Origin of the sequence: Streptomyces sp. SID14515, from assembly GCF_010548505.1 — a bacterium.
GTDB classification, from domain to species: Bacteria; Actinomycetota; Actinomycetes; order Streptomycetales; family Streptomycetaceae; genus Streptomyces; species Streptomyces caviscabies.
In genome coordinates, this window is the sequence record NZ_JAAGMH010000085.1 from 41,617 (window position 1) to 54,174 (window position 12,558).

General features: G+C 72.5%; 11 protein-coding genes. 4 read left to right on the top strand and 7 right to left on the bottom strand.

Features of this window, described 5'->3' with window-relative positions; genetic code table 11:
- Nucleotides 1-5: 5 nt before the first annotated feature.
- On the bottom strand, nt 6-1,205 hold the full coding sequence (locus G3I54_RS18430) for an amidohydrolase family protein (RefSeq protein WP_164615955.1): 1,200 nt from the start codon (nt 1,203-1,205) through the stop codon (nt 6-8).
- A 170-nt stretch (nt 1,206-1,375) separates the two neighbouring features.
- On the opposite strand from G3I54_RS18430, the gene G3I54_RS18435 reads away from it, so the two are divergent.
- Nucleotides 1,376-2,947 (top strand): AMP-binding protein, encoded by a 1,572-nt coding sequence (locus tag G3I54_RS18435; protein ID WP_164615956.1) that lies wholly within the window; start codon nt 1,376-1,378, stop codon nt 2,945-2,947.
- Between the two features lie 87 nt (nt 2,948-3,034).
- Here the strand turns inward: G3I54_RS18435 and G3I54_RS18440 are convergent, their stop codons facing one another.
- The gene (locus tag G3I54_RS18440) at nt 3,035-3,556 is read right to left on the bottom strand and encodes an EF-hand domain-containing protein (RefSeq protein WP_164615957.1); all 522 of its coding nucleotides are present in this window, start codon (nt 3,554-3,556) and stop codon (nt 3,035-3,037) included.
- 84 nt (nt 3,557-3,640) lie between these two features.
- The gene (locus G3I54_RS18445; protein ID WP_030083270.1) at nt 3,641-4,015 is read right to left on the bottom strand and encodes an STAS domain-containing protein; all 375 of its coding nucleotides are present in this window, start codon (nt 4,013-4,015) and stop codon (nt 3,641-3,643) included.
- A gap of 330 nt (nt 4,016-4,345) precedes the next feature.
- On the opposite strand from G3I54_RS18445, the gene G3I54_RS18450 reads away from it, so the two are divergent.
- A complete protein-coding gene (locus tag G3I54_RS18450) occupies nt 4,346-4,939 on the top strand; it encodes a sigma-70 family RNA polymerase sigma factor (RefSeq protein ID WP_164615958.1) in 594 nt (197 codons plus the stop codon).
- Nucleotides 4,936-6,411, top strand: a complete 1,476-nt coding sequence (locus tag G3I54_RS18455; RefSeq protein ID WP_164615959.1) for a zf-HC2 domain-containing protein — start codon at nt 4,936-4,938, stop codon at nt 6,409-6,411. The genes G3I54_RS18450 and G3I54_RS18455 overlap by 4 nt, the downstream gene beginning before the upstream one ends.
- A gap of 30 nt (nt 6,412-6,441) precedes the next feature.
- On the opposite strand, the gene purU is transcribed toward G3I54_RS18455, so the two are convergent.
- On the bottom strand, nt 6,442-7,338 hold the full coding sequence (gene purU, locus G3I54_RS18460; RefSeq protein WP_164615960.1) for a formyltetrahydrofolate deformylase: 897 nt from the start codon (nt 7,336-7,338) through the stop codon (nt 6,442-6,444).
- Between the two features lie 28 nt (nt 7,339-7,366).
- Entirely contained in the window at nt 7,367-7,813 is a 447-nt protein-coding gene (locus tag G3I54_RS18465; RefSeq protein ID WP_010061054.1) for a hypothetical protein, read from the bottom strand.
- A gap of 174 nt (nt 7,814-7,987) precedes the next feature.
- Between G3I54_RS18465 and G3I54_RS18470 the strand changes: the two genes are divergently transcribed.
- Nucleotides 7,988-9,259 carry an ABC transporter substrate-binding protein gene (locus G3I54_RS18470; protein WP_164615961.1) on the top strand — a complete coding sequence of 424 codons (1,272 nt, stop codon included), beginning with the start codon at nt 7,988-7,990 and terminating at the stop codon, nt 9,257-9,259.
- A gap of 40 nt (nt 9,260-9,299) precedes the next feature.
- Here the strand turns inward: G3I54_RS18470 and G3I54_RS18475 are convergent, their stop codons facing one another.
- Both G3I54_RS18475 and G3I54_RS18480 read right to left on the bottom strand, forming a co-directional pair.
- On the bottom strand, nt 9,300-10,907 hold the full coding sequence (locus G3I54_RS18475; protein ID WP_343240362.1) for a hypothetical protein: 1,608 nt from the start codon (nt 10,905-10,907) through the stop codon (nt 9,300-9,302).
- A 186-nt stretch (nt 10,908-11,093) separates the two neighbouring features.
- Nucleotides 11,094-12,476, bottom strand: a complete 1,383-nt coding sequence (locus G3I54_RS18480) for a transcriptional regulator (protein WP_164615962.1) — start codon at nt 12,474-12,476, stop codon at nt 11,094-11,096.
- Between the last annotated feature and the right edge of the window lie 82 nt (nt 12,477-12,558).

The window sequence follows — 12,558 nt, forward strand, 5'->3', positions numbered from 1 at the left end:
GCCGCCTACTTGTCCAGGTCCAGGCCGAGCATGCGGATCGCGTTTCCGCGCATCAGTTTGTGGACGGTCTCCTCGTCCAGTCCCTTGACGTGGTCGAGGGCGACCTCCTTGGTGTGCGGGAAGGTCGAGTCCACGTGCGGGTAGTCGGTCTCGAAGGTGGCGTTGTCGCGGCCGACGACGTCCAGCGCGGAGATGCCGTGCTTGTCGCGGAAGAAGCAGCAGAACATCTGGCGGTAGTAGTACGTGGACGGCGGCTCGGGGATCAGATCGCGCACCCCGCCCCAGGCCCGGTGCTCCTCCCAGACGTCGTCGGCGCGCTCCAGGGCGTACGGGATCCACCCCATCTGGCCCTCGCTGTACGCCAGTTTCAGCGTCGGGAACTTCACCAGCACCCCGCTGAAGAGGAAGTCCATCATCGAGGCCATCGCGTTGTTGAAGGAGAGCGAGGCCTGCACGGCGGGGGGTGCGTCCGGGGACGCGGCGGGCATCTGGGAGCTGGAGCCGATGTGCATGTTGACGACCGTGCCGGTCTCCTGGCAGACGGCGAAGAACGGGTCCCAGTAGCCGGTGTGGATGGACGGCAGGCCCAGGTAGGTGGGGATCTCGGAGAAGGTGACCGCGCGGACGCCCCGGGCCGCGTTCCGCCTGATCTCGGCGACCGCGAGGTCGATGTCCCAGAGCGGGATGATGCAGAGCGGGATGAGGCGTCCTCCGCTGTCGCCGCACCACTCCTCGACCATCCAGTCGTTGTAGGCGCGCACACAGGCGAGGGCGACCTCCTTGTCGTGCGCCTCGGCGAAGGTCTGCCCGCAGAAGCGCGGGAAGGTCGGGAAGCAGAGGGAGGCCTCGACGTGGTTGAGGTCCATGTCCTTGAGGCGTTCGGCCGGGTCCCAGCAGCCGGGGCGCATCTCGGCCCGGGTGATGCCCTCCAGGGTCATGTCGTCGCGGTCGAAGCCGACGGCGGCGATGTTCCGCTTGTACGGGAACTTCAGGTCCTCGTAGATCCACCAGTCGGTGGGCGGCCCGTCCGGGTCCATCGTGATGACGTACTTCCCGCCCGTGTACGCCAGCTCCCCGATGCCCGCGGTGAGCGGCTGCGGGCCGCGCTCGCGGTATTTCGCGGGCAGCCAGGTGGAGAAGAGGTGCGCGGGCTCGATCACATGGTCGTCGACGCTGACGATCCGAGGCAGTTCCGTATCCGTCATGGTGTCGTCCCCTCCGGCGCGCCCGGCGCGGTCCCGGGTGCGGGCATTTTCTGATGACCCGTCAGATGTGCGTGCGGGACTCAGGCTAGCCCCGCACCCCTGGACCGACAAGGCGCGGAGCCCTACGCTCTCCGCATTATCTGACTGCCCGTCAGTTCGGAGGGACCGCTGTGACCGCCGTGAACGACGTGACCGCGACCGCCCACGCCCTGGGCGCCTCCCGCACCTTCTGGGAGCTGATCGAACGCCGCGCCGCCCTCACCCCGGACCGCCCGGTCCTGCTCCAGGAGGACCGGAGCCTGACCTTCGGCGAGCTGCGGGACCGCGCCGAGCGGGTCGCCGCCGGGCTGTACGGGATGGGCGTACGGGCGGGCAGCGTGGTGGCCTGGCAGCTGCCGACCCGGCTGGAGACGGCCCTGCTCTCCTTCGCCCTGACCCGGCTCGGCGCCGTACAGACGCCGGTCATCCCGTTCTACCGGGACCGCGAGGTGCGGTTCGCGCTGCGCGAGTCGGGGGCCGCGTTCTTCGCCGTGCCGGGCGTGTGGCGCGGCTTCGACCACACGGCGATGGCCGAGCGGATCGCGGGCGAACTCACCGACCCACCACGGGTCTTCGAGGCGTACGACGCCCTCCCCGACGGCGATCCGGCCGTGCTGCCGCCCCCGCCGGAACCGGCCGGCGGCGAGGAGGTCCGCTGGATCTACTGGACCTCGGGCACCACCTCCGACCCCAAGGGCGTCCTGCACACCGACCGTTCGCTGATCGCGGGCGGCTCCTGCCTGGCCCACGCGCTGAAGCTCTCGGCGGACGACGTGGGCTCGATGGCGTTCCCGTACGCCCATGTCGCCGGGCCCGATTACACGGTGATGCTGCTGCTGTACGGGTTCCCGGCGGTGTTGTTCGAGCAGTTCGCGCTGCCGGACGCGCTGGCGGAGTACCGGCGCCACGGGGTGACCGTGGCGGGCGGGTCGACGGCGTTCTACGCGATGTTCCTGGCCGAGCAGCGCAAGGCCCCGGACCGGCCGCTCATCCCCTCCCTCCGCCTCCTCGCAGGCGGCGGGGCGCCGAAGCCGCCGGAGGTCTACCACGCGGTGGTCCGCGAGATGGGCGTCCAGCTCACCCACGGCTACGGCATGACCGAGGTCCCGATGATCACCATGGGCGCCCCGGACGACACGACGGAGAACCTGGCCCTGACCGAGGGCCGGCCGCCGGAGGGCATGGAGATCCGGATCACCGACGAGCAGGGCAAGCCGCTCCCGTACGGCGTGGAGGGCGAGGTACGGCTGCGCGGGGAGGCGGTCTGCCGGGGCTACCTGGACACCGGGGCCTCCGCCGCGGCCTTCGACGCCGAGGGGTTCCTGATCACCGGTGACCTCGGCCGGCTCCGGGAGAGCGGGCACCTCACGCTCACCGGGCGGCTCAAGGACATCATCATCCGCAAGGGCGAGAACATCTCCGCCAAGGAGATCGAGGACCTGCTCCACACCCACCCGGCCGTCGCCGATGCGGCGGTGATCGGCCTGCCCGACCCGGAACGCGGCGAACGCGTCTGCGCGGTGGTCGAACAGCCGCCGGGAGCCCCGCCGCTGACCCTGGCCGCGCTCTCCGCCCACCTGCGGGAAGCGGGCCTGTCCACGCACAAGCTGCCGGAGCAGCTGGAGGTGCTGGACGGGCTGCCCCGCAACGAGACGCTGCGCAAGGTGCTCAAGTACAAGCTGCGAGAACGGTTCGGCGGGTGAGGCCGACGTTCACGGGGGCGGCGCTACGGGGGCGGCGCGACGGCCCCCGTGACGCCACCCCGGCAACACCCTGGATTCCTAGGATTCCTACGCGTCCGGCTCGATCACGGTGAAGTACACGGCGAACGCCGCCACCACATCGCTCTCCGCGACCCGCCCGTCCCGGTCCGTGTCCAGGCTCTGGGCGGCGATGCCCGCGATCTCGGTGCTCGCCCCGAGGACCCGGAGCGCCCGCTCCACCTCGGCCACCGACGCTCTGCCGTCGTTCCCGCCGTCCGCGACCGCGATGACCGCCCGCAGGAACGGCCGGGCGATCTCGGCGAACCGCTCGGGATTGTCCCGGAGCCGCTTCACCGCCCCACCCGCGAACTCCTCACGGGTGACCCGCTGGTCCCCGTCCACATCGGCGATCCCCGCCATGCCCTGCCAGAAGGCCTCGGCCCCGGTGTAGAGCGCCTGCCCCTTGTCGCAGCGGGCCGTCGTACCGAACTCGGTGAGCAGACGGGCGGCTGCGGCGTTGAAATCGGCACGATCGATGTAGCCGTTGCCGTCCTGGTCGAAGGCGGCGAAGCGGTGCGCGATCTTTCGCTCGTACTCTGCGCTGTCCATGCGGGGAGCGTACGACGCCCGGAGCGCTCACGTGTCACCGCGCAGCTCCTCCTCTGTGACAACCTGGCATCGGAGCCCGCCGCTTCAGGCGCTGAGCGGCCTGCACTCCTCGTCGGTGGCGGACAGCGCGTCCGGGTAGACGTCGAAGAGCCGGCGCACCCCGAGGGCGCCGAGCACCTTGTTGACGTGCGAACCGTCCTCCGCGCCCCGGGCCGGGAGGATCAGCCGCAGCCGGCCGCCGCAGGACTTCATCAGCCGGCGCGAGGCGATCAGCACTCCGACGCCGCTGGAGTCGCAGAAGAACACCTCGGACAGATCGAGCACCACATCGTGCTGCCCCTCCGCCACCGCCTCGTGGACGGACTGGCGCACGACGGGTGATGTCACCAGATCGAGTTCGCCGCTCATGCGCAGCACGGTCCAGGAGCCCTGCTCCGCCTCGTCCACCTTCAGCGTCACGCGACTGGACCTCTCGTTCCGGGGCTCCCGGCAATCCGGAAGTTTCCGTTCCTCCTCGCGGCTGCCCAACCGCACCTCCATGAAACACCGACGCGCCCATCCAGGCACAGGAGGTTTCCGGTGGAAAGGCGCACTTCGGCCCGTTTCCGCTGATCAGAGCGGCCGGGGATCCATCCGGGCCGAAAATCGACTACCGTCGTCGGCCACGCGTCGCGGGAAGAGAGTTGACGCAAAGGCGCGTGCGTCGCACACCGGGCGGACTACATTCGGTCCTCACGGGCACAGGGTGGATCACGGAGCTGGGCAGACAGGCCGGGGGCTGGGGGGTTCATGGCGAAGGACACGGCACCCCGCTGGGACCGCAGGATGCAGCAGAGGCTGGCCCGCGGCGAGGCGGCCGCGCTCGGCGAGCTCTACGACCGGTTCGCGGCTCTCGTCCACAGCCAGGCGCACCGGATGCTCGACGACGAGGACGCCGCCGACCTGGTGACCCGCGAGGTCTTCGCCCAGGTCTGGGAGAACCCCGAGGCGTACGACCCGAAGCAGGGCTCGATGCGCTCCTGGGTGGCCCGTCTCACCCACCGCCAGTCCGTCCAGCGGCTGCGCCGCGCGGCGACCTCCCGTTACGAGGCGGAGCACGGCGAGGGCGCGGTGCCCGACCCGGAGGAGCTGGAGCGGCGGGTGCGCAGCGCCACGGCCGCCGCCCGGGCCGACTACATCGTCTCCTCGATGCCCGCACCGCTGCGGCAGGCCCTGGAGCTGGCGTACATCCAGCGCCGGGACTACCGGCAGACCGCGGCCGATCTCGGGGTCACCGAGGACGAGGCGCGCCGTCGGCTCCGGCTGGGGCTCCAGCTGCTCTCCACCGCGAACGCCCGCCCGCTCGAAGGGTCCTCGCCACCCGGTTACGGGCGGGCCCTGTGAGCGGCGACGGACGCGCGAGCGAGGGCGGCGAGGAGGAGGTGCGCGGTGCTCGCCGGATACCGGGCCCGCGCGGGGCGGCGGACGACCTCGACCTGGAGTCGGTGCCGCTGCCTCCCCTGCCGCCGCCCGGCGGGAACGGCCCCGACGAGACGGTGCCGGAGCAGGCCGGGGCGGGGGAACAGGCCGTGCCGGGCGACGGATCGAAGCCCGCTGATCCGGACCGGGGGCACCCTGAGGCCGAGGCCGCCGCGCTTGAGCCGGAGCCGAAGCCCGAGCCGGGGCTTGAGCCGGAGAGCGGGCTTGAGCGCGAGCCGGAAGCCCGCGCCCCGGAGGCCCACGCCCCGGAGCCGTTCATGAGCTCCGCCGCCCCGGTCCTGCCGCACCGGGTCCTCAAGGCCCTGCTCGGCGCCTGGGCGCTGTCCGCGTGCTCGGCGGAGGAGACCGCCGCCGTGGAGGACCACCTGACCGAGTGCGCCCCGTGCGCGGACGAGGCGCTGCGGCTGCGGGACGCGGTGGGCCTGCTGCACACCGACGGCTCCCTGGACCTCGATCCGACCCTGCGCACCCGGGTGATCGACGGCTGCCTGGGCCGCCGCCCGGCCCGGATCCCGGTGCCGGAGTGGGCCGCCCCGTACGACGCCGAGACCGCCCGGCTCGACGCGCTGCTCCGTGACATCGGAGACTCCGAATGGCATGCGCCGGTGCGCCTGCAGTGGTTCGAGGAGGAGCGCGCGGTCAGCCGCAGGACCACGGTCGCCGGGGTGATCGGCCATCTGCTGGCGGTCGACGGGCTGCTGTCCGCCGCGCTCGGCCTCGACGACCCGCTCGGCGGCGGCGAGGTGCCGCTGGACCCGACCGAGCGCACCGAGACCTACTGGTCGGCGGAGGGCCCGCCGCCCACCCGGGCCGTCCGCGAGCCCTGGCGGGCGCAGAGCCACGAGCTGATCCGTACGGCGTCCTTCGCCGGGCGGAACGTCGCCGAGGCCTCCGTCTCCTACGGGACCTTCGCCCTGCCGCTCCAGGACGCCCTGCTGGAGCGGGCCTTCGAGTGCTGGGTGCACGGCGGGGACATCGCCGACGCCGTCGACTACCCGTACCAGGACCCGTCGGCGGCCCATCTGCACCGGATGATCGACCTGGCGGCCCGGATGCTTCCGGCCGCCCTCGCGGGGCGCCGCCGCGCCGGGCTGGCCGGACCGGCGAAGGACCTCGTCACGGCCGGGGCGCCGGGCCGCTCGCTCCATCTGGAGATCGAGGGCCACGGCGGAGGCGACTGGTACATCGCGCTGGACTCACCGGCCGCCGTCGGCTCTCCCGAGCGCGCGGTGGCGCAGGTGGCCCTGGACGGGGTCGAGCTGTGCCGGCTCGTCGCGGGCCGCATCTCGCCGGTGGAAGCGGCCGCGGGCCAGGAGGGCGACCGCGAGGCCATCCGCGACGTGCTCTTCGCGACGGCCTCGCTCAGCCGGCTCTAGAGGGCAGCCGGCGCTGAAGGGCAGCAGACCCTAGGCGAAGATCACCGTACGGCGGCCGTTGAGCAGGATCCGCCGCTCCGCGTGCCACTTCACCGCGCGCGCCAGCGCCTGGCACTCCACGTCCCGGCCGATGGCGACCAGCTGGTCCGGCGTGACGTCGTGACCGACGCGCTCGACCTCCTGCTCGATGATCGGGCCCTCGTCGAGGTCGGCGGTGACGTAGTGCGCGGTCGCGCCGATCAGCTTCACGCCGCGCGCGTGCGCCTGGTGGTAGGGCTTGGCGCCCTTGAAGCTCGGCAGGAAGGAGTGGTGGATGTTGATGATCCGGCCGCTCAGCTGCTTGCACAGATCGTCGGAGAGGACCTGCATGTAGCGGGCCAGGACGACCAGCTCGACGTCCTCCTCGCGGACCAGCTCCAGCAGCTGCGCCTCGGCCTCCGGCTTGTTGTCCTTCGTCACCGGGAGGTGCCGGAAGGGGATGCCGTACGAGGCGGTGAGCTCGGCGAAGTCCGTGTGGTTGGAGACGACGGCCGCGATCTCGACCGGCAGCGCGCCGGTACGGGAGCGGAACAGCAGGTCGTTGAGGCAGTGGCCGAACTTGCTGACCATGAGCACGATCCGCATGCGCTCCGCGGACCGGTGGATCTGCCACTCCATCCGGAAGGCCTCCCCGATCGCGGCGAAGCTGGCGCGCAGCTTGTCCACGGTGACGGTGGCGTCCGCCGAGAAGTGGACGCGCATGAAGAACAGGCCCGTGTCGTGGTCCCCGAACTGCTGGCTGTCCTCGATGTTGCAGCCGGTCATGAAGAGATAGCTCGACACGGCGTGCACGATGCCCTGTTTGTCGGGGCAGGAGAGCGTGAGGACGTACTGCTCGGTCGCGGCGGCGTCCGAGGTGGCGGCGGGGGCGGGCTGCGGCGCGGTCATCCTCGTAGGGTGCCACACCCGCCCGGCGTCAGGCCGCTCTGGTCATGATGCGGATGACGTCCAGCGAGCGCGGCGGTATGTCCGGATCCTCCGCGTCGTTGGTGGCGAGCATCACATGGGCCTCGCGCGCCGCTTGGACGGCCTCGGGCCAGCCGTGGTGCTCCAGGTAGGCGGAGACGGGGGCGTCCGCGCCGACCTGGTGCATGATCCGCAGCACCCGCAGGGCGGCGGCGTCCACGGCGGCGGCCTCGGCGGAGTCCCTGAATATGGTGCCGACGTACTTCTCGGCGGACCAGTTGTCGAGCCAGGTGTCCTCGACCAGGCGGTACACGGCGTCGGTGACGTCCCCGTACCCTTCCCGGCCGGCGAGCCAGCACTCGTGGTGGAAGACGGGGTCGGAGAGCATGTGCAGCGCCGAGCGCACGTTGGTGCGCCAACGCCACCACGGCATGTCAGTGAGCGGCATGCCGCCCATGGTGGAGGAGCGACGGCCGCGACGGGAAGAGTTCTCCGAACCTTGCTGCACGGTGCTCGATCGTACGTTCCTTCACACCGCCCCCGCACGGGCCCCCGTAATTCACCTGGACGTCACCGTGCGTTGAGAACAGCACACCGCGCCGTTACCCGGGGCCCGGAAGGGTCCTGTTCCATGACCGGACGGCGACGCCCCACCTTTCCCCGCCCCTTCCCGGGCGTCATCAGCGCGGCGGCGGCGGGGGCGGTGCTGCTGTCCGGCTGCGGTGTGCTCCCTGGAGTCTCGGGGGGATCCAGGGAGCCCGTCACCGTGATGACATGGGCGCCCGACCGGTCGGACGACATCAACGCGGTGAAGATGTCCGGGGTGCCCGCGATGGCCCAGACCTACGCCCGCTGGGTCAACGACACCGGCGGCATCGACGGACGCGAGCTGCGGGTGATCGTCTGCGACGAGGGCGACACCGCGATCGGCGCCGAGCGGTGCGCGCGGGAGGCTGTCGAGAAGAAGGTGGCCGCCGTCGTCGGTTCGTACAGCCGCCACGGGCAGAGCTTCATGCCCGCGCTGGAGGCGGGCGGCGTGCCGTACATCGGCGGTTACGGGGCCTCCACCGAGGAGTTCAGCAGCTATCTCTCCTACCCCGTCAACGGCGGCCAGCCGGCCCTGCTGGCCGGTCACGGGCGGCAGTTGGGCGGCAGCTGCGAGCGGGTCTCGCTGGTGCGGCCCGACTCGATCGGCGGCGACGGCATGCCGCCGCTCCTGAACAACGGGCTGATGGCCGCCGACCGGCCCGCCTCCACCGACATCGTGGCCCCCGAGGACGCCACGTCCTACGACGACCAGGCCACGAAGGCCCTGGAGCGGTCCGAGGGCAGCTGTGTGACCGCGGTGCTCGGCGCGCGTACGGAGACGTTCTTCGACTCCTTCCGCCGGCTGGAGCCGGACGGCGAGCGGGTCAGGGTCTCCTCGGTGCTGGGCAGCGTCAGCCAGCCGCTCATCGACCGCACGGGCGGCCGGAACAGCCCCTTCGAGGGCGCCTACGTCACCGGCTGGTACCCGGACGCGCGGAACGCGCGCTGGACGGAGATGCGCGAGGTGGTCGGGAAGTACGCCTTCGGCGACAACCGCATCGACCCGGACGACACGGCCGTGCAGACGACGTGGATCGCGTACACGGCCCTGCGGGCGGCCGTCCGGGCGCTCGGCGACGAGGACGTCACCTCGGGGCGGATCGTGGCCGCTCTCAACCGGGGCGTCGAGGTCGACACCGGCGGCCTGACCCCGACGCTCCGCTGGCGCTTCAAGGACCTGGTCGGCACGTTGAGCTACCCGCGCATCGTCAACACGAAGGTGACGTTCCAGGTGGTCCGCGAGGGCCGTCTCACCGCCCAGAAGAAGGGCTTCGTGGACGTCGCCGACGCCCTGACGGACGCCCCGCGCAGCTAGGGCCTGTCGTAGGCCTCGGGACGCCGTCAGGGCCCGTGGCTCAGAGCTCCACGTAGGTGTGCTTGGTGAGGCCGTACTTCACCGCGATGGCGTTCCACAGCTTGGACGCCTCGCGCTTGGCCTGGGTGGCCACCCCGCTCTGCTGGTTGGCCTTGGCCGTCTCGTTCGTCGACCGGGCCTGGCCGCCCTTGCAGACGGACTTGTTCTTCTTGGCCTGCCGGGCCCAGGTCGCGTAGTGCTCGTCGGCGGCCGCCGAGGCCTTCCACGCCCGGTTCAGCGAGGCGGTCAGCTCCGCGTTCTGCGGGAGCTTGTCGACGGTCAGGCCTTCGAGCCGGGTCACCAGGTCACGGCGCTGCTGGGCGGCGCCCTTGAGGTCGGTGTTGGCCTGGTCCAGGTCCTTGCAGGACTTGATCTTCTCGACCGCGCTGATCACCGCGGCCCGGCTGTTGTTGCTGTCGGCCAGCAGCTTGTCCAACGCCTCGGCCTGCGGCTTCGCCGGATCGGGCGCCGCCTTGGCGGTGGGCTCGGTCTCGGCCGGTGAACTCTGCGCGGCGACCGGCTGCTTGTCGTCCTGGCCGGAATCGTCGCCGCCGCTCATCAGCGCGCCCGCGCCGAGCCCGATGACGGCGCAGCCCACGACGACCGCGGCGATCAGCGGCACGTGCGCGCCCCGTCGGCGCGGAGCCTCGTCCTGCTGCGGCGGCGGCCCGTCCTGCTCCGCGCGGCCCTGGAGGCCCTGGAGGCCGGACTGGTGGCCCCCGGGGGCCTGCGGCGGCAACTGGCCGCCCTGGGGCTGCTGCTGGGGCTGGTAGCCCTGCTGCTGGTACGGCGACGAGGGCTGCTGCTGGTACGGCTGCGGGGGCCGCTGCCCCGCGTCGAACTGAGGCATCTGCTGCGTGGCGCCCGCAGGTTCCTCCGAACGGAACAGGTTGTCGAACTCCGCGGGCGGCTGCCGGTCGCCCGGCGCGCCCGGCCTGATCCCGTACGGGGCTCCTCCGGGCACCGGGGGTATGTACTGGGTCGCGTCGGCGTCCCCGCCGCCCGGCTGGGGGGCCACGGGGCCGGGGCCGCCCGGGACGGGCGCGATGTACTGCGTCGCGTCGGCGTCACCGCCGGGAACACCCTGACCGCCCGGACCGGCCTCCGGCGGCAGCGGCTGCGCGTACGGCTGCGGCTGGTGCTGCTGCGGGGCCTGCTGCGGCAGCTGGGACTGCTGGTGCTGCTGCTCGTGCTGCGCGTACGGCTGCGGCTGATACGCGCCGAGCTGCTGGGACTGCTGCGGCTGCGGCAGGTAGCCGCCGGGCTGCTGCTGAGGCTGCTGGTACGTCCCGGGCTGCTGGTACGCCTCCGGAGCGCCCGGCGACTGCTGCGCGGGCGGCAGGGGCTGCGCCGGCGGGTAGCCGTAGTGCCCCTGCGCCTGCTGGTCCGGCTGCGGCGGCCCGGCGGACTGCGGCCCCCACTGCTGGCCCCACGGCTGACCGCCCGCGGGCGCGCCCTGCTCGCCCTGCTGCCCGCCCTGCCCGGCCGCGGGCGCACCCGGGGTCCAGGGGGCGCCGCCGTCGGCAGGCAGCACGACACCCTCGTGCGCGGGTCGTGCGGCGGGGAGCTGTTGCTCGCCGCCCTGTCCGCCCTGTCCGCTCTGCGTCACCGGGACTCCTACGTGTGAACCTACGGAATCGTCGGCTCACGCTATCGGGTGGTCGCCCGCCTCCGCCAAGCGCGTGGCGCCCCTCACGACCCCTTCACAGGGCGGGTAACATCCCGCTGCCGCGCGACGCTGTTAACGGTCGGACCGCCGAGAACGCGGCCCGGACCGCACCCGGACCGCGTGTCCTCAGGCCGCCTGGAGCTCCAGGCGCTCGCCGAACTCCCGCACCGCGGGCTCCTCGCCGTAGGGCGTGAGCCGCTGCTGGAGGTCGTCGAGATATTCGGCGCCCCGGCTGGAGCGCACCGTCGACAGCAGCTCCATCGCCCGGGTCCCGGTGTGGCACGCCCGCTCCACCTCGCGCTGCTGCACCTGGGCCGAGGCCAGCAGCACCAGCGCGATGCCCCGGCGCCTGGCCCGGGTCTCCGGCAGCGCGGCCAGCGCCTCCTTGGCCCGCCGGGCCGCCGGCTCCGGCTGCCCCAGGTCCCGGTGGCAGTGGGCCAGTTCGTCCGCGAGGTAGCCCGCGTCGAAGTGCGCGATCCAGACCGGGTCGTCGCCGGAGTCCGGGCCCGCCTGCTCCAGCGCGGCGATCGCCCGCCCCGCCACCGCGTTGCAGGTCCGGGCGTCCCCGAGCAGCGCGTGGCCGCGGGCCTCCGCCGCGTAGAACATCGCCTGGGCGCGGGGGGTGACCTGGCCCCGGGCGCCTTCCTGTGCGGCGCGGGCCAGTTGGGCGATCTCGCGGGGGTTGCCGAGCTGGGCGGCGAGATGGCTCATCGAGGCGGCGAGCACATAGCCGCCGTACGCCCGGTCGCCCGCCGCCTGGGCGAGCCGCAGCGCCTGGATGTAGTAGCGCTGGGCGAGGCCGGGCTGGCCGGTGTCGACCGCCATGTAGCCGGCCAGCTCGGTGAGCCGGGCCACCGCGCCGAACAGCTGGCGCCCCACCTGTTCGCGGTACGCGCCCGAAAGCAGCCCGGAGACCACGCTGTTGAGGTAGTGCACGAGCACCGGCCGCACATGGCCGCTGCCGAAGCGGTGGTCGAGGTCGGTCAGCGCGGCGGTCATCGCCCGCACCGCCTCGACGTCGGACATCCCGACCCGGGCCCCCGCCGTCCGCTCGACCTGCGCGTCCGGGCCCGAGATCAGCCAGTCCCGGCTGGGCTCGACCAGCGCGGACGCGGCGACCGCCGAGCCGGTGAGCAGATCGCGGCGGCCCACGTCGCTGCGCCACAGCTCGCAGACCTGCTCGACGGCCCCGGCGACGGTCGGCGCGTACTGGAGGCCGACGCCGGAGGCCAGGTTCTTGCCGTTGGCCATGCCGATCTCGTCGATCGTGACCGTACGGCCGAGCTTGCGGCCCAGCGCCTCGGCGATGATCCCCGGGGCCCGGCCCCGGGGCTGCTGTCCGCGCAGCCAACGGGCCACGGAGGTCTTGTCGTAGCGCAGATCGAGACCGCGCTCGGCCCCGACCATGTTCACGCGGCGGGCGAGACCCGCGTTGGAACAGGCGGCTTCCTGGATGAGCGTCTGGAGCCGTTCGTTGGGCTGGCGGGCTACGAGAGGCCTTGCAGCCATATGTCCCCCTGAAACATCGGTTATGTGCAGTGATCGGTGGAAGGGATCACTGCCCGGCACATACACAAGAAATGCGCATATT

Excerpts from the sequence above, each read along its gene's own strand:
- G3I54_RS18430 (WP_164615955.1), bottom strand. The coding sequence starts at position 1,205 with ATGACGGATACGGAACTGCCTCGGATCGTCAGCGTCGACGACCATGTG.
- G3I54_RS18440 (WP_164615957.1), bottom strand. The coding sequence starts at position 3,556 with ATGGACAGCGCAGAGTACGAGCGAAAGATCGCGCACCGCTTCGCCGCC.
- G3I54_RS18450 (WP_164615958.1), top strand. The coding sequence starts at position 4,346 with ATGGCGAAGGACACGGCACCCCGCTGGGACCGCAGGATGCAGCAGAGG.
- purU (WP_164615960.1), bottom strand. The coding sequence starts at position 7,338 with ATGACCGCGCCGCAGCCCGCCCCCGCCGCCACCTCGGACGCCGCCGCG.
- G3I54_RS18465 (WP_010061054.1), bottom strand. The coding sequence starts at position 7,813 with ATGGGCGGCATGCCGCTCACTGACATGCCGTGGTGGCGTTGGCGCACC.
- G3I54_RS18470 (WP_164615961.1), top strand. The coding sequence starts at position 7,988 with ATGACCGGACGGCGACGCCCCACCTTTCCCCGCCCCTTCCCGGGCGTC.
- G3I54_RS18480 (WP_164615962.1), bottom strand. The coding sequence starts at position 12,476 with ATGGCTGCAAGGCCTCTCGTAGCCCGCCAGCCCAACGAACGGCTCCAG.